At 64.4% G+C, this 19,597-nt stretch carries 20 protein-coding genes; all 20 read right to left on the bottom strand.

The window, feature by feature from the left end:
- Nucleotides 1–156: 156 nt before the first annotated feature.
- A complete protein-coding gene (gene mtnK, locus Q0030_RS17570; protein ID WP_298369422.1) occupies nucleotides 157–1,461 on the bottom strand; it encodes an S-methyl-5-thioribose kinase in 1,305 nt (434 codons plus the stop codon).
- Between the two features lie 72 nt (nucleotides 1,462–1,533).
- On the bottom strand, nucleotides 1,534–1,809 hold the full coding sequence (locus Q0030_RS17565; protein WP_229168531.1) for a DUF1467 family protein: 276 nt from the start codon (nucleotides 1,807–1,809) through the stop codon (nucleotides 1,534–1,536).
- A gap of 6 nt (nucleotides 1,810–1,815) precedes the next feature.
- On the bottom strand, nucleotides 1,816–2,220 hold the full coding sequence (gene mce / locus Q0030_RS17560) for a methylmalonyl-CoA epimerase (RefSeq protein WP_298369418.1): 405 nt from the start codon (nucleotides 2,218–2,220) through the stop codon (nucleotides 1,816–1,818).
- A 42-nt stretch (nucleotides 2,221–2,262) separates the two neighbouring features.
- Entirely contained in the window at nucleotides 2,263–3,933 is a 1,671-nt protein-coding gene (locus Q0030_RS17555; RefSeq protein WP_298369414.1) for a ribonuclease J, read from the bottom strand.
- Nucleotides 3,933–4,739: a biotin--[acetyl-CoA-carboxylase] ligase gene (locus Q0030_RS17550; RefSeq protein WP_298369412.1), complete on the bottom strand. Its 807-nt coding sequence runs from the start codon at nucleotides 4,737–4,739 to the stop codon at nucleotides 3,933–3,935. Before Q0030_RS17550 ends, Q0030_RS17555 begins: the two co-directional genes overlap by 1 nt.
- A 61-nt stretch (nucleotides 4,740–4,800) precedes the next feature.
- On the bottom strand, nucleotides 4,801–6,237 hold the full coding sequence (gene nuoN, locus Q0030_RS17545) for an NADH-quinone oxidoreductase subunit NuoN (RefSeq protein ID WP_298369409.1): 1,437 nt from the start codon (nucleotides 6,235–6,237) through the stop codon (nucleotides 4,801–4,803).
- A gap of 10 nt (nucleotides 6,238–6,247) precedes the next feature.
- Nucleotides 6,248–7,762 carry an NADH-quinone oxidoreductase subunit M gene (locus Q0030_RS17540; protein ID WP_298369406.1) on the bottom strand — a complete coding sequence of 505 codons (1,515 nt, stop codon included), beginning with the start codon at nucleotides 7,760–7,762 and terminating at the stop codon, nucleotides 6,248–6,250.
- Complete coding sequence (nuoL, locus tag Q0030_RS17535; protein ID WP_298369404.1) at nucleotides 7,763–9,850, bottom strand: NADH-quinone oxidoreductase subunit L; 2,088 nt, start codon at nucleotides 9,848–9,850, stop codon at nucleotides 7,763–7,765. It lies immediately after the preceding gene.
- 7 nt (nucleotides 9,851–9,857) lie between these two features.
- A complete protein-coding gene (nuoK, locus tag Q0030_RS17530; RefSeq protein ID WP_027537255.1) occupies nucleotides 9,858–10,166 on the bottom strand; it encodes an NADH-quinone oxidoreductase subunit NuoK in 309 nt (102 codons plus the stop codon).
- Entirely contained in the window at nucleotides 10,163–10,801 is a 639-nt protein-coding gene (locus tag Q0030_RS17525; RefSeq protein WP_298369396.1) for an NADH-quinone oxidoreductase subunit J, read from the bottom strand. The genes nuoK and Q0030_RS17525 overlap by 4 nt, the downstream gene beginning before the upstream one ends.
- 9 nt (nucleotides 10,802–10,810) lie before the next feature.
- Nucleotides 10,811–11,305 (bottom strand): NADH-quinone oxidoreductase subunit NuoI, encoded by a 495-nt coding sequence (gene nuoI / locus Q0030_RS17520; RefSeq protein WP_097673576.1) that lies wholly within the window; start codon nucleotides 11,303–11,305, stop codon nucleotides 10,811–10,813.
- Between the two features lie 7 nt (nucleotides 11,306–11,312).
- The gene (gene nuoH / locus Q0030_RS17515; protein ID WP_298369394.1) at nucleotides 11,313–12,383 is read right to left on the bottom strand and encodes an NADH-quinone oxidoreductase subunit NuoH; all 1,071 of its coding nucleotides are present in this window, start codon (nucleotides 12,381–12,383) and stop codon (nucleotides 11,313–11,315) included.
- A 10-nt stretch (nucleotides 12,384–12,393) separates the two neighbouring features.
- Nucleotides 12,394–14,469, bottom strand: a complete 2,076-nt coding sequence (gene nuoG / locus Q0030_RS17510) for an NADH-quinone oxidoreductase subunit NuoG (RefSeq protein WP_298369392.1) — start codon at nucleotides 14,467–14,469, stop codon at nucleotides 12,394–12,396.
- 9 nt (nucleotides 14,470–14,478) lie between these two features.
- Nucleotides 14,479–15,804 (bottom strand): NADH-quinone oxidoreductase subunit NuoF, encoded by a 1,326-nt coding sequence (gene nuoF, locus Q0030_RS17505; protein ID WP_298369389.1) that lies wholly within the window; start codon nucleotides 15,802–15,804, stop codon nucleotides 14,479–14,481.
- A 19-nt stretch (nucleotides 15,805–15,823) separates the two neighbouring features.
- Entirely contained in the window at nucleotides 15,824–16,048 is a 225-nt protein-coding gene (locus Q0030_RS17500) for a hypothetical protein (protein WP_298369387.1), read from the bottom strand.
- Nucleotides 16,048–16,659: an NADH-quinone oxidoreductase subunit NuoE gene (gene nuoE / locus Q0030_RS17495; RefSeq protein ID WP_163153441.1), complete on the bottom strand. Its 612-nt coding sequence runs from the start codon at nucleotides 16,657–16,659 to the stop codon at nucleotides 16,048–16,050. Before nuoE ends, Q0030_RS17500 begins: the two co-directional genes overlap by 1 nt.
- A 41-nt stretch (nucleotides 16,660–16,700) precedes the next feature.
- Nucleotides 16,701–17,891 (bottom strand): NADH-quinone oxidoreductase subunit D, encoded by a 1,191-nt coding sequence (locus Q0030_RS17490; protein WP_298369382.1) that lies wholly within the window; start codon nucleotides 17,889–17,891, stop codon nucleotides 16,701–16,703.
- Between the two features lie 2 nt (nucleotides 17,892–17,893).
- The gene (locus Q0030_RS17485; RefSeq protein WP_298369379.1) at nucleotides 17,894–18,511 is read right to left on the bottom strand and encodes an NADH-quinone oxidoreductase subunit C; all 618 of its coding nucleotides are present in this window, start codon (nucleotides 18,509–18,511) and stop codon (nucleotides 17,894–17,896) included.
- 10 nt (nucleotides 18,512–18,521) lie between these two features.
- Complete coding sequence (locus Q0030_RS17480) at nucleotides 18,522–19,106, bottom strand: NADH-quinone oxidoreductase subunit B (protein WP_171948160.1); 585 nt, start codon at nucleotides 19,104–19,106, stop codon at nucleotides 18,522–18,524.
- Entirely contained in the window at nucleotides 19,103–19,468 is a 366-nt protein-coding gene (locus tag Q0030_RS17475) for an NADH-quinone oxidoreductase subunit A (protein WP_018271860.1), read from the bottom strand. Before Q0030_RS17475 ends, Q0030_RS17480 begins: the two co-directional genes overlap by 4 nt.
- Between the last annotated feature and the right edge of the window lie 129 nt (nucleotides 19,469–19,597).

Below are 19,597 nucleotides of genomic sequence, written 5' to 3'. Positions count from 1 at the left end.
GCGGCTGGATCGTCGTTCCTGAGCTGTAGGCACTCGAGGGATGACAAGGTACCAACGACACCGCGACCGTCAGGGACAGCACCTCATGATCCGCAGACGGCCTGCCAAACAATCCCTGCCGATCCTTGCCGTACACGACGATCGATGCTGACCAGATCACCTCGCAAAATCCGGCTGCCAGTGACGCAGCTCGCGCGCAGCGTAGGTGACGGTGCCGATCGTCGTGTAGGACGTCGCTTCCAGCATCATGTTGCGCGCGAGCTTGAGGGCCCGCGCCTCGCAGATCGCGCGCTGCTTCTCGTCCGCGATCCACTCGAAATCGATGTTGTGGGCGAGGCCGAGGATGCGCCGGATGGTCTTGGCCGCGGCAAAGCCGACCGTGTCCTGGAACAGCCGCGCCATGTAGGCCTGCCGTTCCGCCTCCAGCCGCGCGGCGCCCGCCTCGCCTGCGAACAGCGACACCGGATAGCCATCGCCCTTCGCCTCGCTGCGCCACAGCTCGAGAAACTTACGCGAAAATTCGCTCCAGACGCCCTCGATGGATTCCAATAGCCAGGCCTCGAATGAGGCGCGCTCGCCCGGCGTGCGCTCATGACCGGCGGAGGCCAGATAGGCCATCAGGAGATTGCCGATGACGGCGCCGATGTCGAAACCCATCGGGCCATAGAAGGCGAATTCGGGGTCGATCACCCTGGTCTCGCTGTCGGTGACCATGATCGAGCCGGTGTGCAGGTCGCCGTGCAGCAGCGCCTCCGGGCTCGCCATGAACTTCAACTTGAGCCTGGAGATCGCGACATGCAGGTCGAGATCCTCGCGGAACGCTGCCGCCGTTGCGTCGAGATACGGCGCGGTCCAGCGGTTCTGCTCGGCGATGCGATAGGGGTCGGTGAAGATCAGATCCTCGGTGATCTTGCAGAGCGCGTGGTTGCCGGCGAAATCGGCGATGCCCTGCTTCTTCTCCGCGGCCGACAGCGCCAGGTCGGACGTGAAGAACAGCGTCTGCGCCAGGAAGGTCGAGATATCCTCGACAAAGTGCGGATAGCGCGTGGCGCCGATCAGGCCCTTGCGCATGATGATGTGTGACTCGAGCAGCTCCATCGCGGTGAGCGCGAGCGGCGCATCATGATGCAGCACTGCCGGCACGAGGTTCGGCGCCAGCCGTGCCTGATGCACCAGCGCCAGATGCTCGTAATGGGCTCGCGACAACGGCAGCGGCCAGCTCTCGCCGACCAGCCGCACATAGGGCAGCGCCTGCTTGACGGCAATGCCGCCGCTGCTGCCCTTGACGATGAAGACGAGGTTGAGATTGCCGTCACCGACCTCGCTGATCGACCAGTCGGCCGGCGCCCCGCCAAGCTGGTTAACGATGGTGGGAAGGCTCGCGAGATAGTCGCGCAGATCGGCTTCCCGCAGGATTCGATAGGCGTTCTGCCCGGAGCCTGGCTGGGCCTGCAGGTTCATCGTGGTCGCCTCCTCCGCATCGCCGGGGTGAGGTTGATCCTCACTCCATTCGGCACCAGATCCTGGTCGGTTTTAGAACGGCATCCCCATCAGCTTGGACAGCCGCTCGATCGAGAGATAGCCGGCATAATAGGCCCACATGCCGATCGCGAAGATCACGGCCGAGATCAGCGTGGTCCACAACAGCTTGCGGCCCATGCGCGCCATGATCGGCGCGCCGGGGTCGGTGCCGGGCGCGCCAACGCCGTCCTCATGCTGGCTGCGTATGCCGAACGGCAGCGTCAGGAACAGCACGAGCCACCAAAGGACGAAGTAGATCGCAAGCCCGGTGGAGATCTGGTACGCCATGTGGCCTCAGGCCTGTTCGATCTCGACCAAGGCGCCGGAAAAGTCCTTGGGGTGGAAGAACAGCACCGGCTTGCCATGCGCGCCGATCTTCGGCTGGCCGTCGCCCAGCACCCGAGCGCCCTCGGCGATCATACGGTCGCGGGCGGCGATGATGTCGGGCACGTCGTAGCAGACATGGTGGATGCCGCCGTCGGCGTTGCGCTCGACGAACTTTGCGATCGGCGAGGCTTCGCCGAGCGGCTCGATGAACTCGATCTTGGTGTTCGGCAGCGTCACGAACACGGTGATGACGCCATGCTCCGGCAGCGGCACCGCGTCGGAAATCTCGGCATTGAAGGCCGAGCCGTAGATCTTGGCGGCCTGCCTGGCGTCCTTGACCGCAATGGCGACGTGATTGAGGCGGCCCAGCATATCTCTCTCCCTTTGTCGTTGCGCACGCCTTAAAGGCGTGTGTTAGACCGTCAGAACGTGCACGACGCAGATCGGCTTCTTGCCCCACTGCTCGTTCAGCGCGGCCCGCACCGCGCGGCGCACCGATTCCCCCAGTGCATCCGGATCGCGGCGCCGCGGCTTGGGCAAGCCCTCGATCGTCGATACCACGACATCGAACACGATGTCGTCGAGCAATTCGCCCGCCGCATTGTTCTCCGGCATGCCGACCAGATCAACCTCGGGATCGTCCATCATCTCGCCCTGCGCGGTCATGGCGATGGCGACGAAGGCGCAGCCGGCAAAACCCATCCGGCGCCGCTCGACCACGGCGCGCGACTTGGAGTCCTCCAGAATGGTTCCGTCCTTGTAGAGCCGCCCCGACGGCACTTCGCCCACGATACCGGGATCGCCGGGCCCAAGCTTGACGAGGTCGCCGTTGCGGCAGGTCAGGACTTTCGGGACGCCCGCGGCACGCGCCAGCTTGGCGTGCTCGGCGAGATGCAGCGCCTCGCCATGCACGGGGATCAGGAGCTGCGGCCGCACCCAGGAGATCATGTCGCGCAGCTCGTCGCGGCGCGGATGGCCGGAGACGTGCACCAGATGCTCACGGTCGGTGATGATTTCGACGCCCTGCGTCACCAACCCGTTGATGATCCCGCCGACCGCCTTCTCGTTGCCGGGGATGGTGCGGGAGGAGAAGATCACGGTGTCGCCCCTGTTCAGGGTCACCTGCGGGTGATCGTTGTTGGCGATCCGCGCCAGCGCGGCGCGGGGTTCGCCCTGGCTGCCAGTGCACAGCGCCAGCACCTTGTCGGGCGGGAAATGGCCGTAATAGTCGGCGCTGCGGAATTTGTGCGAGCCGTCGAGATAGCCGCATTCGCGCGCAACCTGTACCACGCGCTCCATGGCGCGGCCGACCACGACCACCTCCCGATCGGCGGCGTTGGCGGCGTCCGCCACCGCCCTCACGCGGGCGACATTGGAGGCGAAGGTCGTGACCGCGACCCGGCCCTTGGCCGCCTTGACCAGCTTCTTGATGGTGGCGGCGACCTCGGTCTCCGAGGGCGAGCGCCCGTCGCGCACCGCGTTGGTGGAATCGCCGACCAGCGCCAGCACGCCTTCGTCACCGAGCTCGCGCAGCCGCCGCTCGTCGGTCGGCAGTCCGATGATCGGGGTCGGGTCGATCTTCCAGTCGCCGGTATGCAGCACGGTGCCGACATCGGTCTTGATCGCCAGCGCGTGCGATTCCGGAATCGAATGCGCGACCGGGATGAACTCGACATTGAACGGGCCGATATCGACCCGCCCGCCGGACGGGATCACCGTGATCGGGATTTTGGGCGGATTGCGCTCGGCGGCGCATTTGGCCTCGAACAGCGCCGCGCTGAACTGGGTCGCGTAGATCTTGCAGCCGAGCTTCGGCCAGAGATCGATGATCGCGCCGAAATGGTCCTCATGGGCGTGCGTCAGCACGAGGCCCATCAGATTGTTGCGCTCCTTCTCGAGGAAGCGCACGTCCGGCATGATCAGGTCGATGCCCGGCAGATGCTCCTCGTCGCCAAAGGAAACGCCGAGATCGACCGCGAGGAACGAGCGCTGGTGGCGGTTGCCGAGCCCATAGATCGACAAATTCATGCCGATCTCGCCGACGCCGCCGAGCGGTGCAAAGGTAAGCTCGTCAGGTCGTGCCATCAATTCGCCCTCACTGACGCCGCGGTACCGAAATAGACCTCGCCGGCCGTCACGGGCATGCGCTGTCCATCAGCGGTGCGGACGATCAGGCAGCCGGCGTCGTCGATGGTGTCAAAGATGCCTTCGAGGGTCGCGGTGCCGGTCTGGACGGCGACCCTGTCACCGAGACCAGCAGCACGCTCCAGCCACAGCCTGCGGATTTCCGGAAAGCCGTGGCCATCGTCCCAGATGCCGCGAAACTCGACCCAGGCGTCCGACAACGCAGCAAACAGCTCCTCCGCGCCGATCTGGATGCCGAGCGCAGCGAGCGATACCGCCGGCGTCGGCGTTCCCTCGGGCGCAGCGATGACGTTGGTCCCGATGCCGACGACAACCGCCAGCCGGCCTCCAATGGCCTCAGCCTCCAGCAGGATGCCTGAGAGCTTCTTGCCGTTGGCGAGCACATCGTTCGGCCATTTCAGGGTGAACTTCGGGCTGTCCGGCCCGAGCCGCAGCGCCGCCTCGATGCCGACCTTCTGCAGCGCGGCCTCGAGCGACAGCCCTGCGGCAAAGCCGAGCGTTGCAGCGACCGCCGGCTGAACGTCCGTCACCTCGAGGATGCTGCTGGCAAGGTTGCCGCGCGGCGCGACCCAGACCCGCTGCCGCCGCCCGCGTCCTGCGGTCTGCTCTGGCGTCACAAACCACATCAGTCCCCGCTCGCCGTCACGGGCGCGCAGCATCGCCTCGGCATTGGTCGAGCCGATCTGATCGAAGGCAGCGAGCTTATAGCCCGCCGCAATGGCCCGAGGTCCGAGCGTGAAGGTCATAGTGAGGTTATGCGCATGATCCGATCCGAAAGCCAGCGCCCTGTTTTCGGGATCATGTGCATCAGAATAGCGACTTCGCCGCCGCCGTGGCCACACTCACCAGCGGACCCGGATAGGCAAAGTAGAAGATGTTGAAGATGCCAGCGACCGCCAGCACGGTGCGCAGCTCAACGCGGACCGGGTCGAGCTTGCCGAGCGGCTGGTCGAAATACATCACCTTGACGATCGACAGATAGTAGAACGCGCCCACCACGCTGGTCAGCACGCCGATCACCGCGAGCGTGAACAGATTGGCCTTGATCGCGGCGACGAACACGTACCATTTGCCGAAGAAGCCGGCGAGCGGCGGCACGCCGGCGAGCGAGAACAGCAGCATCGCGAAGATGAAGGCGATCAGCGGGTTGGTTCGGGACAGTCCGGCGAAATCGCTGATCTGCTCCAGCGCCTGGCCGTTTCGCTTCATAGCAAGGATGATCGAGAAGGTGCCGAGCGTCATCGCGACATAGATCGTGATGTAGATCAAGACGCCCTGCGCGCCTTCGACCGTGCCGGAGGCAAGGCCGACAAGGGCAAAGCCCATATGGCCGATCGAAGAATAGGCCATCAGCCGCTTAATGTTGGTCTGGCCGATCGCGGCGAACGAGCCCAGCGCCATCGAGGCGATCGCCACGAACACCAGGATCTGCTGCCACTGGGTGACGATGCCCGGGAACGCGGTCAGCGTCGCTCGGGTAAACACGGCGAGCGCCGCGACCTTCGGGGCCGAGGCGAAGAAAGCTGTCACCGGGGTCGGTGCGCCCTCGTAGACGTCGGGCGTCCACATGTGGAACGGCACCGCCGAAACCTTGAAGCAGAGGCCGGCGAGCAGGAACACCAGGCCGAACACGATGCCGATGCTGCCGGTGGTCGCGGCCGCCGCGATGCCGGCGAAGCTGACCGTGCCGGTGAAGCCGTAAATCAGCGAGGCGCCGTAGAGCAGCATGCCCGACGACAGCGCGCCGAGCACGAAATACTTCAGGCCGGCCTCGCTCGACTTGGCGTTGTCGCGCTGGCTGGCGGCGACGACGTAGAGCGCAAGGCTCATCAGCTCGAGGCCGAGATAGAGCGAAATCAGGTCGCCGGCTGAGATCAGCACCATCATGCCGAGCGTCGACAGCAGCACCAGGATCGAGAACTCGAAGTTGCGGCTCGACGGCTGGGACAGATACTCGGTCGACAGGATCAGCGTTGCCGCCGAGGCGATCAGAGTGAGGATCTTCAGGAAGCGGGCGAAGTCGTCGACGATGAAGCTGCCGCCGAAGGTGACGAGCTTGCCGGCCGGCAGCCAGAGCTCCAGCACGCCGGTCAGGACCAGGAGACACACCGCGAGCGCCGTGATCAGCCGGGTCGTCCCCTGCCCACGATACGCTCCGATCATCAACAGCACCATGGCGCCGACCGCGAGCACCAGCTCCGGCAGCACCGGCTGCAACTGATAACCTGCACTGGAAAAGCTCATGACGGCGGCCTTACTGCGTAACCAGCGCGGCTGCCTTCACGGCAGTCACGGCGGTGTTGTAATTGTTGACGAGCTGCTGGACCGAGGCGGCCGACATATCGAGCACCGGCTTCGGATAGACGCCGAACAGGATGGTCAGCGCGATCAGCGGGAACAGCGTCACGCATTCGCGGAAGGTGAGATCCTTGATCGACATCAGCGACGGCTTGACCAGCGCGCCGAACACCACCTTGCGGTAGAGCCAGAGCGCGTAGCAGGCCGACAGGATCACGCCCGTGGTGGCGAAGAACGCGGTCGGCAGCGAGATCTTGAAGGTGCCGAGCAGCGTCATGAATTCGCCGACGAAGCCGCTCGTGCCCGGCAGACCGACATTGGCCATGGTGAAGACCATGAAGGTCATCGCATAGAGCGGCATCCGGTTGACGAGGCCGCCATAGGCCGCGATCTCGCGGGTGTGCATGCGGTCGTAGACGATGCCGACGCAGAGGAACAGCGCGCCGGAGACGATGCCGTGCGAGATCATCTGGAACATGCCGCCGGCGACGCCCTGCGTGGTCACCGCGAAGATGCCCATGGTGACGAAGCCCATGTGCGCGACCGAGGAGTACGCGATCAGCTTCTTCATGTCCTCCTGCATCATCGCCACCAGCGAGGTGTAGATGATGGCGATGACCGACAGCGTGAACACGAACGGCGCGAAGTCGTGCGAGGCCAGCGGGAACATCGGCAGCGAGAAGCGCAGGAAGCCGTAGCCGCCCATCTTCAGCAGGATCGCGGCCAGGATCACCGAGCCCGCCGTCGGCGCCTCGACATGCGCGTCAGGCAGCCAGGTGTGCACCGGCCACATCGGCATCTTCACCGCGAACGAGGCGAAGAAGGCGAGCCACGCCCAGGTCTGCATCGACCGCGGCACCGCGGTGTGCATCAGGGTCGGGATGTCGGTGGTGCCGGCGTTCCAGTACAGCGCCATGATGGCAAGCAGCATCAGCACCGAGCCGAGGAACGTGTAGAGGAAGAACTTGAACGACGCGTAGACCCGGCGCGGACCGCCCCAGACGCCGATGATCAGGAACATCGGGATCAGGCCGCCCTCGAAGAACAGATAGAACAGGACGAGATCGAGCGCCGAGAAGGTGCCGACCATCAGCGTTTCCAGGATCAGGAACGCCATCATGTATTCGCCGACGCGCTGCGTCACCGACTTCCAGCTCGCGATGATGCAGAGCGGCATGATCGCGGTGGTCAGGATGATCAGCGGCAGCGAAATGCCGTCGATGCCCATGTGATAGGTGATGCCGGTGGCGAGCCAGGACGTCTTCTCGACGAACTGGAAGTCGGTCGAGGTGGGATCAAAGCGCGCGACCAGGATCAGGGACACCGCGAAGGTGATCAGCGTGGTCCATAGCGCGATCCAGCGCGCCGTGCGGCTCGCGGTCTCGTCGCCGCCCCGCGCCAACAGGTAGACCAGGATCGCACCGACCGCCGGCAGGAAGGTCGTGACGGAAAGGATGGGCCAGGTTGTCATTTACTGGCCTCCCAAGCCGAACATGAACCAGGTGATCAATCCAGCGGCCCCGATCAGCATCGCGAAGGCGTAGTGATAGAGGTAGCCGGTCTGCAATTTCACGACGTTGCGGGTAACGTCGAGCACGCGGGCCGAGACGCCGTCGGGACCGAAGCCGTCGATGATGAAGCCGTCGCCCTTCTTCCACAACGTGTAGCCGAGCCACTTGGCCGGGCGCACGAAGATCCAGTCGTACAGCTCGTCGAAGTACCATTTGTTGAGCAGGAACTGGTACAGCATCGGCTGCTGGTTCGCGAGCTCGACCGGCAGGTACGGCCTGCGGATGTAGAACAGGTACGAGATGAACAGGCCGAGCGCCATCATGACGGTGGGCAGCGGCGCGAGCCAGCTCGGCATATGCTCCATGTTCTCGAGGATGTGCGGGTTCATCTTCACGGATTCGCGGAAGAATTCCTCGACGCCGTGCGGGCTGGCGAACACTTCCTTGAACGGCAGACCCGCCAGGATCGAGCCGGCGGCGAGCACGCCGATCGGCACCAGCATCCAGACCGGGCTCTCATGTGCCGCCTCGTAGTGCTTCTGGTCATGCGGCTCGCCGAAGAACGTCTTGAAGATCAGACGCCAAGAGTAGAACGAGGTCAGGCCGGCGGCCATGATGGTCAAGAGATAGGCGTAGGTCGCGAACGGGTTGTGCGCGGCGTAGGCCGCCTCGATGATCGCGTCCTTGGAGAAGTAGCCGGCGAACAGCGGGAAGCCGGTCAACGCCAAGGTGCCGATGCACATCACCGCGAAGGTGTACGGAATCTTGCGCCACAGGCCGCCCATGTTGCGGATGTCCTGCTCGTGGTGCATCGCGTAGATCACCGAGCCGGAGCCCAAGAACAGCAGCGCCTTGAAGAAGGCGTGCGTGAACAGATGGAACATGCCGACTGAATAGGCCCCCGCTCCCATCGCCACGAACATGTAGCCGAGCTGCGAACAGGTCGAGTACGCGACGATGCGCTTGATATCGTTCTGCACGAGGCCGATCGTAGCGGCAAAGAACGCCGTGGTCGCACCGAAGAACATCACCACCGCCTGCGCGGTCGGTGACAGCTCGAACAGCGGCGACAGCCGCGCCACCATGAAGACGCCGGCGGTGACCATGGTCGCGGCGTGGATCAGCGCCGACACCGGGGTCGGGCCCTCCATCGCGTCCGGCAACCAGGTGTGCAGCAGGAATTGGGCCGACTTGCCCATCGCGCCCATGAACAGGAAGAGACAGGTCAACGTCAGCGCGTCGGGGTGCCAGCCGAAGAAGTCGATGGTCTTGCCGGTCAGCCCGGGCGCGGCATGGAAGATGGTCTCGAAATCGGTCGACCCGACCAGCGCGAAGATCGCGAAGATGCCGAGTGCGAAGCCGAAGTCGCCGACGCGGTTGACCACGAAGGCCTTGATCGCCGCCGCATTCGCCGACGGCTTCTGGTACCAGAAGCCGATCAGCAGGTAGCTCGCCAGACCGACGCCCTCCCAGCCGAAGAACAGCTGCACGAGGTTGTCCGAGGTCACCAGCATCAGCATGGCGAAGGTGAACAGCGAGAGATAGCCGAAGAAGCGCGGCCGGTACGGGTCCTCGTCCATGTAGCCGATGGAATAGAGGTGGACGAGCGCGGACACGGTGTTGACCACGACCAGCATCACCGCCGTCAGGGTGTCGACCCGTAGCGTCCAGGCCACCTGCAGGTCGCCCGAGGTGATCCAGGGCAGCAGCACGACACGCGCGTCATGGTGCATGAAGCCGACATCGACCAGCGTGAACCAGGACAGCGCCGCCGACACGAACAAGAGGCCCGTGGTGATCAGTTCAGCCAGCCGCGATCCGGCCGCCGGCGGCTCGGAGACGTGGTGGTCGTCATGGCCATGGTCGTCATGGCCATGGTCGTCGTGGCCGTGATCATCGTGCGCCGTCGAGGCATGGGCGTCGCCATGCGCATCGTCGTGATGGTCGACGGTGTCGCCGCTCGGGCAGCGCGCATGCGCGCCGACCAGCGAGATGATCCCCGCGAGAATGGCTCCCAGCAGAGGCAGAAATACGATTGCCTGTATCATCGCCGGATTAGCCCTTCATCAGATTGACGTCTTCAACCGCGATCGAACCGCGGTTGCGGAAATACACCACCAGCACGGCAAGGCCGATCGCGGCCTCGGCCGCCGCCACCGTCAGTACCAGCAGCGCGAACACCTGGCCGACGATGTCGCCGAGGAAGGTCGAAAACGCCACCAGGTTGATGTTGACCGAGAGCAGGATCAGCTCGATCGACATCAGGATGACGATGATGTTCTTGCGGTTGAGGAAGATGCCGAGGATCCCGAGCGTGAACAGGATCGCGCCGACCGCCAGATAGTGCCCTAGCCCGATCGTCATTTCACCCACTCCGCCGCATCGGCATCCTGCAGGCCCTGCCCCGACGCCACCTTGCGCACCGCCATCGCAATCTCGGGCGTGCGCGCGTTCTGCATGTTGATGTTCTGCCGCTTGACGTTGGCCTTGTGGCGCAGCGTCAGCACGATGGCACCGATCATCGCGACCAGCAGCACCATGCCGGCGAGCTGGAAGTAATGGATGTACTTCGTGTAGAGCACGAGGCCGAGCGCCTCGGTGTTGCTGATATTGGTCGGGATCGCCGCCGTGATCGTCTTGGTCACGGACGGGTTGATCACCCAGGCGCCGACCACCAGCAGGAGCTCGAACAGGAAGATGCCGCCGATCACGATGCCGATCGGCAGGTACTGCATGAAGCCCTCGCGCAGTTCGACGAAGTCGACGTCGAGCATCATGATCACAAACAGGAACAGCACCGCGACGGCGCCGACATAGACCACGATCAGCATCATCCCGAGGAACTCGGCGCCCATCAGAATGAACAGGCCCGAGGCGTTGACGAAGGCCAGGATCAGGTACAGCACGGAGTGCACGGGATTGCGCGAGACAATCACCATGACGGCCGAGGCCACGCAGGCCGCGGCAAACAGATAGAAGAACAGCGCCGGAAGGATCATGCCCTCACCTCACCGGTACGGCGCGTCGAGCGCGATCGACTTCGCAATCTCGCGCTCCCAGCGGTCGCCATTGGCGAGCAGCTTCGCCTTGTCATAGTAGAGTTCCTCGCGGGTCTCGGTCGCGAATTCGAAATTCGGTCCCTCGACGATGGCGTCGACCGGGCATGCCTCCTGGCACAGCCCGCAATAGATGCACTTCACCATGTCGATGTCGTACCGCACCGTGCGGCGGGTGCCGTCGTTGCGGCGCGGGCCGGCCTCGATGGTGATCGCCTGCGCCGGGCAGATCGCCTCGCACAGCTTGCAGGCAATGCAGCGCTCCTCACCGTTCGGATAGCGGCGCAGCGCGTGCTCGCCACGGAAGCGCGGCGAGATCGGCCCCTTCTCGAAGGGATAGTTCAGCGTCGGCTTCGGCTTGAAGAAATAGCGCATGGCGAGAACGAACGCCGAGACGAATTCCGAGAGCAGAAGCGAGCGGGCTGTTGCGTTGACGTTGACACTCATGACGGCCTCACTTCGGCGCGATGCCGGCGAACTGCAGCACACCGGCTACGATCACCACCATCGCCAGCGACAGCGGCAGGAACACCTTCCAGCCGAGCCGCATCAGTTGATCGTAGCGGTAGCGCGGCACGATCGCCTTCGCCATCGCGAACATGAAGAACATGAAGAACACCTTCAGGGCGAACCAGACGATGCCCGGAATCCAGGTGAACGGCGGCAGGTTGACCGGCGGCAGCCAGCCGCCCAAGAACAGGATCGACGCCAGCGCGCACATCGTGGTGATCGCGACATACTCGCCGAGCATGAACAAGAGATACGGCGTCGAGCCGTATTCGGTCATGAAGCCGGCGACGAGTTCGGACTCCGCTTCGACCAGGTCGAACGGCGGACGGTTGGTTTCCGCCAGCGCCGAGACGTAGAATACCACGAACATCGGGAACAGCGGCCACACATACCAGTTCAGGATGGTGAGCTGCGGCAGGCCGATCAGGTGCGCGAGCCCGCGGGTGTTCTGGGCCTCAACCACCGCCGACAGGTTCAGCGAGCCGACGCAGAGCAGCACGGTGATGATAACGAAGCCGATCGAGACCTCGTAGGACACCATCTGCGCCGCCGAGCGCAGCGCGGCCAGGAACGGGTATTTCGAGTTCGACGACCAACCGGCCATGATGATGCCGTAGATCGACAGCGACGAGATCGCGAAGATGTAGAGAATGCCGACATTGATGTCGGAAATCACCCAGCCGAGATTGAACGGGATCACGGCCCAGGCGGCCAGCGCCAGGATGCACGAGACCAGCGGCGCCAGCAGGAACACGCCCTTGTTGGAGCCGGACGGAATCACCGGCTCCTTCAGCACGAATTTCAGGAGGTCGGCGAAGGATTGCAGCAATCCGAAAGGGCCGACCACGTTGGGGCCGCGGCGGATCTGCACCGCCGCCCAGATCTTGCGGTCGGCGAGCAGGATGTAGGCGATCGCGATCAGCAGCACGACGAGCAGCAACAGGCTTTCCGCGACCATGATGATCAGCGGCCAGAGGAAGCCGGTCCAGAACGCGCTTGCGAAGAATTCAGCCATCAGGTCACGCTCACTCCGCTGCCGTCAGCATTCGGCCCGACGCCAGCCGCGAGCATTCCGCCATCACGGCAGAAGCCCGCGCGATCGGGTTGGTCAGATAGAAATCCTCGACGGTCGGCTTGAATGCCACCTTGTCGACGCTGCCGCCCTTGCCCGCCAGCGCCTTGACGTCGTCGGCCTTGCCGGCCTCGATCTGGTCGAGCCGCATCAGGTGCGGATAGGTCTTGAACATCGCCCGGCGCAGCGCCTGCAACGAGTCGAACGGCAGCTTCTTGCCGAGCACGTCGGACAGCGCGCGGATAATCGCCCAGTCCTCACGGGCTTCGCCCGGCGGGAATGCGGCACGGTTGGCGATCTGCGCCCGGCCCTCGGTGTTGACGTAGATGCCGGACTTCTCGGTATAGGCGGCGCCCGGCAGGATCACGTCGGCGCGATGCGCGCCCTTGTCGCCATGGGTGCCTATATAGACCACGAAGGTGCCATCCGGCGCCTTGATCTCGTCGGCGCCGAGCAGGAACAGCAGGTCGAGGGTCCCGAAGGTCGTCATCTGCGCCGTAGTCAGGCCGCCGGCCGCTGGCGAGAAGCCGATATCGAGCGCACCGGCGCGTGAGGCGGTGTCCTGCAACACGGCAAAGCCGTTCCAGCCGTCCTTCACCGCACCGACGTCAACGGCGAGCTTGGCCGCCTGCGCCAGCACCGCCGCGCCGTCATGCCTGGTGTAGGCGCCGGCGCCGACCAGGATGATGGGGTTCTTGGCGTTCTTCAGTACGTCGGCAAAGGAATGCTTGCCGGCCACGAGATCGGCGAGCGTGTCAGTGCCTGCGCCGAGATACTCATGGTCATAGGTGAAATCGGCCTTGGCGCCGATGATGCCGACCTTGAGCCCGCCGGTGCGCCAGCGCTTGCGGATCCGCGCGTTCAGCACGGCGGCTTCCTTGCGCGGATGCGAGCCGATGATCAGGATCGTATCGGCCTGGTCAATGCCTGCAATGGTCGGGTTGAAGATGTAGGAACCACGGCCGGCCTTGGCGTCGAACGCGTCGCCGCCCTGCACTGCCAGATTGACCGAGCCGAACTTCGCGAGCAGCTCCTTCAGCGCGTACATCTCATCGACCGCGGCGAGATCGCCCGCGATCGCACCGATCCGCTTGCCGTCGGTGCGGCCGGCCTTGGCGGCGATGGCAGCAAAGGCTTCCTGCCAGGTCGCAGGCCTAAGCTGGCCGTTCTCGCGCACATAGGGCCGATCGAGGCGCTGCATGCGCAGGCCGTCGACGACGTGGCGGGTCTTGTCGGAGATCCACTCCTCGTTCACCGCCTCGTTGATGCGCGGCAGGATGCGCATCACCTCGCGGCCGCGGGTGTCGACCCGGATCGCCGAGCCGACGCCGTCCATGACGTCGACCGATTGCGTCTTGCCGAGCTCCCACGGGCGCGCCGCAAAGGCATAGGGCTTCGAGGTCAGCGCACCGACCGGGCAAATATCGACGAGATTGCCCTGCAGCTCCGAGCTCAGCGCCTGCTCGAGATAGGTGGTGATCTCCATGTCCTCGCCGCGGCCGGTCGCGCCCATTTCCGGCGCGCCGCAGACTTCGGCGGAGAAGCGGACGCAGCGCGTGCACTGGATGCAGCGGTTCATCGAGGTCTTGACCAGCGCGCCGAGATACTTGTCCTCGACCGCCCGCTTGTTCTCGGCGAAACGGCTGGTGTCGACGCCGTAGCCCATCGCCTGGTCCTGCAAGTCGCACTCGCCGCCCTGATCGCAGATCGGGCAGTCCAGCGGATGGTTGATCAGCAGGAATTCCATCACGCCTTCGCGTGCCTTCCTCACCATCGGCGAACGGGTCGAGATCTCCGGCGGCTCGCCCTTCGGGCCGGGACGGCAGTCGCGCACGGCCCAGGCGCAGCTCGCGACCGGCTTCGGGCCGCCCTTCACTTCGACCAAGCACATCCGGCAGTTGCCCGCGATCGACAGCCGCTCGTGATAGCAGAAGCGCGGAATCTCGGCGCCGGCCGCCTCACACGCTTGCAACAGCGTGTACTCCGGCGGCACATCGATCTCTTTGCCATCGACGATGATCTTGCTCATGTCTCTTCTCTACTCCGCCGCGACCATATGGACGGGATCACGAACGCCCTGATCGTCGAGATCGGCCTTGTGCGAATACTGATCGATGCGCTCTTCAATCTCGTGACGGAAGTGCGCAATCAGACCCTGGATCGGCCACGCCGCGGCGTCGCCGAGCGCGCAGATGGTGTGGCCCTCGACCTGCTTTGTGACCTCCAGCAGCATGTCGATCTCGCGCTTGTGGGCGCGGCCGTCGGCCATGCGGGTCAGCACGCGCCACATCCAGCCGGTGCCCTCGCGGCACGGCGTGCACTGGCCGCAGCTCTCATGCTTGTAGAAATAGGAGATGCGCGCGATCGCCCGGATCAGGTCGGTCGACTTGTCCATCACGATCACGGCCGCGGTGCCGAGGCCCGAGCGCAGCTTGCTCAGGCTGTCGAAATCCATCGGCGTGTCGATGATCTGGTCGGCCGGCACCATGCGCACCGACGAGCCGCCGGGGATGACCGCCTTCAGATTGTCCCAGCCGCCGCGAATGCCGCCGCAATGTTTCTCGATCAGCTCGCGGAAAGGAATCCCCATCGCCTCTTCGACGTTGCAGGGCCGCTCGACGTGACCGGAGATGCAGAACAGCTTGGTGCCGACATTGTTCGGACGGCCGATGGCGGCGAACCAGGCGGCGCCGCGGCGCAGGATGTCGGGCGCGACCGCAATCGACTCAACGTTGTTGACGGTGGTCGGGCAGCCATAGAGGCCAACATTGGCCGGGAACGGCGGCTTCAGCCGCGGCTGGCCCTTCTTGCCTTCGAGGCTCTCGAGCAGCGCGGTCTCCTCGCCGCAGATATAGGCGCCGGCGCCGTGCGCGACATAGATGTCGAACGGCCAGCCGTTGATGTTGTCCTTGCCGACCAGCTTGGCCTCATAGGCCTGGTCGATCGCGGCCTGCAGGCGCTCGCGCTCACGGATGAACTCACCGCGGATGTAGACGTAGCAGGCGTGCGCGCCCATCGCGAAGCTCGCGAGCAGGCAGCCTTCGACCAGGAGATGCGGATCGTGCCGCATGATCTCGCGGTCCTTGCAGGTGCCGGGCTCCGACTCGTCCGCGTTGACGACGAGATAGCTCGGACGGCCGTCCTTGGATTCCTTCGGCATGAAGGACCACTTCATGCCGGTCGGGAAACCTGCACCGCCGCGGCCACGCAGGCCCGAGGCCTTCATCTCGTTGATGATCCAGTCGCGGCCCTTGTCGATGATCCCCTTGGTGCCATCCCAGGCGCCTCGGCGGCGCGCGCCCTCGAGGCCCCAATCATGGAGGCCGTAGAGGTTCTTGAAGATGCGGTCCTTGTCGCTGAGCATGCTCAAAACTTTCCGAACATCACCGATTGGCTTGCGAATATGCGAGCCCGGCGGCGCAGCCGCCGAACACGATGGCCCACAACAGGCTGGATTCCAGCGTGGCGCTCAATCCGTAGCGCTGCAGCAGGAACATGAAGCCGGCCGCAACAGCTGTGTGCAGGGCGATCGTGCGCCAGGCCCTCATCGCAGCGCCCCTTCCCGGCTTCTTTTCCTGCCCGTTTGCCTGCACCTGAAAGCCACGCATCAGGTGGTTTCCTTCAGCGTCGTCGGCCCACCCGCGGGCGCCGAGAACTGACGGTCGGTCTGCGGGCCCGGCTTCGGCGGATTGCCGGCGGCGAAGCCGTCGAGCACCTTGCCGAAGCTTTCCTTGGTCAGGTCCTCATAGGTGTCCTTCCAGATCAGCACCATCGGCGCGTTCACGCAGGCCCCCAAGCACTCGACCTCTTCCCAGGAGAAGTTGCCGTCCTTCGACAGCTGGAAGGGATCGTGATGGATGCGATGCTGGCACACCTCGATCAGGTCGGCAGCGCCGCGCAGCCGGCACGGCGTGGTGCCGCAGACCTGGACATGCGCCTTCTTGCCGACCGGCGAGAGCTGGAACATCGTGTAGAAGGTCGCGATCTCCAGCATGCGGATATGCGGCATCTCGAGCAGGTCGGCGACGGCGCGGATCGCGGCTTCCGACACCCAGCCGTCATGCTGCTCCTGCACACGCCACAGAATCGCGATCGCAGCCGAGGCCTGGCGGCCCGGCGGATATTTCTCGATCTGCTTCTTGGCCCAGGCGAGATTCTCGTCCGTGAACGTGAAGCTCGCGGGCTGCAATTCCTTCGGGGCAAGGCGGCGGACGGACATCGATCAAACTCTCATTGCGCGCGGTGCGGATGCGGACATCATCACCGGTCGACCTCGCCGAACACGATGTCCAGCGAGCCAAGGATGGCGGAAACGTCGGCCAGCAGATGGCCCTTGCAGATGTGATCCATCGCCTGCAGATGGGCGAAGCCCGGCGCGCGGATCTTGCACTTGTAGGGCTTGTTGGTGCCGTCGGCGACGAGATAGACGCCGAACTCGCCCTTCGGCGCCTCGACCGCGGCATAGACCTCGCCGGCCGGCACGTGCACGCCTTCGGTGTAGAGCTTGAAGTGATGGATCAGCGCTTCCATCGAGCGCTTCATGTCACCGCGGCGCGGCGGCGCGATCTTGTTGTCCTCGACCACGACCGGGCCCTGGCCGTCCGCAGCCTTCAGCTTCTGGATGCACTGCTTCATGATGCGCACTGACTGGCGCATCTCTTCCATGCGGATCAGATAGCGGTCGTAGCAGTCGCCGTTCTTGCCGATCGGAATGTCGAAATCCATCTCGGCGTAGCACTCATAGGGCTGCGACTTGCGCAGGTCCCAGGCCGCGCCCGAGCCGCGCACCATCACGCCGGAGAAGCCCCACTCCCAGGCCTCCTTCAGCGGCACAACGCCGATATCGACGTTGCGCTGCTTGAAGATGCGGTTGCCGGTCAACAGCGTATCGAGGTCGTCGACGACCTTGAGGAACGGATCGCACCACGCCTCGATATCGTCGATCAGCTTCGGCGGCAGATCCTGGTGCACGCCGCCGACGCGGAAGTACGCCGCGTGCATGCGCGAGCCCGAGGCGCGCTCATAGAACACCATCAGCTTCTCGCGCTCTTCGAAGCCCCACAGCGGCGGGGTCAGCGCGCCGACGTCCATCGCCTGCGTGGTGACGTTGAGCAGATGCGAGAGGATGCGGCCGATCTCGCAATACAGCACGCGGATCAACTGGCCGCGGCGCGGCACCGTGATGCCGAGCAGCTTCTCCGCCGCGAGGCAGAACGCATGCTCCTGGTTCATCGGCGCGACGTAGTCGAGCCGGTCGAAATACGGAATCGCCTGCAGATAGGTCTTGTGCTCGATCAGCTTCTCGGTGCCACGGTGAAGCAGGCCGATATGCGGATCAACGCGCTCGACGACTTCGCCGTCGAGCTCCAGCACGAGGCGAAGCACGCCGTGCGCAGCCGGATGCTGCGGTCCAAAGTTGATGGTGAAATTGCGAAGATTCTGTTCGTTCATGATCAGGCCTTCGGTTCCGCCTTCGCCTTTTCGTCACCCGGCAAGGGGTAGTCGGCCCCCTCCCACGGAGACAGGAAATCGAACTTGCGGAACTCCTGGTTGAGCCGGACCGGCTCGTACAGCACCCGCTTCTCCTGGTCGTCGTAGCGAACCTCGACGAAGCCGGTGAGCGGGAAATCCTTGCGCAGCGGATGGCCGTCGAAGCCGTAGTCCGTCAGCAGGCGACGCATGTCCGGATGCCCGATAAAGATCACGCCATAGAGATCGTAGGTCTCGCGCTCGAACCAGTCGGCGCCGGGGAAGACGCCAATGATCGACGGCACCTGCGTGGTCTCGTCAGCCTGGCCGCGCACGCGGATGCGCGTGTTCAGCGTCGGCGACAGCAGATGGTAGACGACATCAAAGCGCTTTTCGCGGCTCGGATAGTCGACCGCGGTCGCGTCGGTGAAGTTGACGAAGCGGCAGTTCGGATCGTCACGCAGAAAACTGACGACGTCCACGATTCTGCCAATCTCGACGTCGATAGTGAGTTGATTGAACGCGACCGAGTGCGCCGTGGCGGCGCCCGGAAGCGCGCTCACGATCGTCTGCCCAAGGGCGTCGAGCTTGCCGTCGTCCATGCCTGAAACCTTAGCGTTCGATGGTGCCGATACGGCGGATCTTCTTCTGCAGCAGCAGCACGCCGTAGAGTAGCGCCTCCGCCGTGGGCGGACAGCCCGGCACGTAGATGTCGATCGGCACGATCCGGTCGCAGCCACGCACCACCGAGTAGGAATAGTGGTAGTAGCCGCCGCCGTTGGCGCACGAGCCCATCGAGATGACGTAGCGCGGCTCCGGCATCTGGTCGTAGACCTTGCGCAGCGCGGGCGCCATCTTGTTGGTCAGCGTGCCTGCAACGATCATCACGTCGGACTGCCGCGGCGAGGCACGCGGTGCAAAGCCGAAGCGCTCGACGTCGTAGCGCGGCATCGAGACCTGCATCATCTCGACCGCGCAGCAGGCGAGACCGAAGGTCATCCACATCAACGAGCCGGTGCGCGCCCACGTGATCAGGTCATCGGCCGCGGCGACGAAGAAGCCCTTGTCGGACAGCTCGTGATTGACCTCGAGGAAAAACGGATCGTTGGCGCCGACCGGCTTGCCGGTCGACGGATCGAGAATGCCTCTCGGCGCCTGCGCTATCGCCGGCTGCGAGGATGCGGCGGTGGGGCTCAATCCCATTCGAGCGCGCCTTTCTTCCATTCATACGCGAACCCGACCGTCAGCACGGCCAGGAATACCATCATCGACCAGAAGCCGGTCGCGCCCAGTTTTCCGAACGCCACGGCCCAGGGGAACAGGAACGCCACTTCGAGATCGAAGATGATGAAGAGGATCGCCACCAGATAGAACCGGACGTCGAACTTCATGCGGGCGTCATCAAAAGCGTTGAATCCGCATTCATAAGCGGACAGCTTTTCCGGATCCGGCGACTGGAACGCGACCAGGAACGGCGCGATCAGGAGCGCCAGCCCGATCAGGCTCGCGACTCCGATAAAGACCACAAGTGGGAGATAATTCTGCAGGATGCCGGTCATCGGCGAGGCCTTCTTGCTGCGGTTTCGGACGTGCCGCAGATTCGTTGATTGGAATTGTTCTTGAGGCTTTAGCGCAGCGCAACAGGGGGCGCAAGACAAGCAATTTTGACGCTTTTACCGTCCCTCCCG

Origin of the sequence: uncultured Bradyrhizobium sp. (genome assembly GCF_947648125.1) — a bacterium.
In the GTDB taxonomy this organism is placed as follows: Bacteria; Pseudomonadota; Alphaproteobacteria; order Rhizobiales; family Xanthobacteraceae; genus Bradyrhizobium.
This window is presented reverse-complemented; position numbering and strand designations above follow the sequence as displayed.

Bases quoted from the DNA above. Each gene is read 5' to 3' on its own strand.
- mtnK (WP_298369422.1), bottom strand. From the start codon at position 1,461: ATGAACCTGCAGGCCCAGCCAGGCTCCGGGCAGAACGCCTATCGAATC.
- Q0030_RS17565 (WP_229168531.1), bottom strand. From the start codon at position 1,809: ATGGCGTACCAGATCTCCACCGGGCTTGCGATCTACTTCGTCCTTTGG.
- mce (WP_298369418.1), bottom strand. From the start codon at position 2,220: ATGCTGGGCCGCCTCAATCACGTCGCCATTGCGGTCAAGGACGCCAGG.
- Q0030_RS17555 (WP_298369414.1), bottom strand. From the start codon at position 3,933: ATGGCACGACCTGACGAGCTTACCTTTGCACCGCTCGGCGGCGTCGGC.
- Q0030_RS17550 (WP_298369412.1), bottom strand. From the start codon at position 4,739: ATGACCTTCACGCTCGGACCTCGGGCCATTGCGGCGGGCTATAAGCTC.
- nuoN (WP_298369409.1), bottom strand. From the start codon at position 6,237: ATGAGCTTTTCCAGTGCAGGTTATCAGTTGCAGCCGGTGCTGCCGGAG.
- Q0030_RS17540 (WP_298369406.1), bottom strand. From the start codon at position 7,762: ATGACAACCTGGCCCATCCTTTCCGTCACGACCTTCCTGCCGGCGGTC.
- nuoL (WP_298369404.1), bottom strand. From the start codon at position 9,850: ATGATACAGGCAATCGTATTTCTGCCTCTGCTGGGAGCCATTCTCGCG.
- nuoK (WP_027537255.1), bottom strand. From the start codon at position 10,166: ATGACGATCGGGCTAGGGCACTATCTGGCGGTCGGCGCGATCCTGTTC.
- Q0030_RS17525 (WP_298369396.1), bottom strand. From the start codon at position 10,801: ATGATCCTTCCGGCGCTGTTCTTCTATCTGTTTGCCGCGGCCTGCGTG.
- nuoI (WP_097673576.1), bottom strand. From the start codon at position 11,305: ATGAGTGTCAACGTCAACGCAACAGCCCGCTCGCTTCTGCTCTCGGAA.
- nuoH (WP_298369394.1), bottom strand. From the start codon at position 12,383: ATGGCTGAATTCTTCGCAAGCGCGTTCTGGACCGGCTTCCTCTGGCCG.
- nuoG (WP_298369392.1), bottom strand. From the start codon at position 14,469: ATGAGCAAGATCATCGTCGATGGCAAAGAGATCGATGTGCCGCCGGAG.
- nuoF (WP_298369389.1), bottom strand. From the start codon at position 15,804: ATGCTCAGCGACAAGGACCGCATCTTCAAGAACCTCTACGGCCTCCAT.
- Q0030_RS17500 (WP_298369387.1), bottom strand. From the start codon at position 16,048: ATGCGTGGCTTTCAGGTGCAGGCAAACGGGCAGGAAAAGAAGCCGGGA.
- nuoE (WP_163153441.1), bottom strand. From the start codon at position 16,659: ATGTCCGTCCGCCGCCTTGCCCCGAAGGAATTGCAGCCCGCGAGCTTC.
- Q0030_RS17490 (WP_298369382.1), bottom strand. From the start codon at position 17,891: ATGAACGAACAGAATCTTCGCAATTTCACCATCAACTTTGGACCGCAG.
- Q0030_RS17485 (WP_298369379.1), bottom strand. From the start codon at position 18,511: ATGGACGACGGCAAGCTCGACGCCCTTGGGCAGACGATCGTGAGCGCG.
- Q0030_RS17475 (WP_018271860.1), bottom strand. From the start codon at position 19,468: ATGACCGGCATCCTGCAGAATTATCTCCCACTTGTGGTCTTTATCGGA.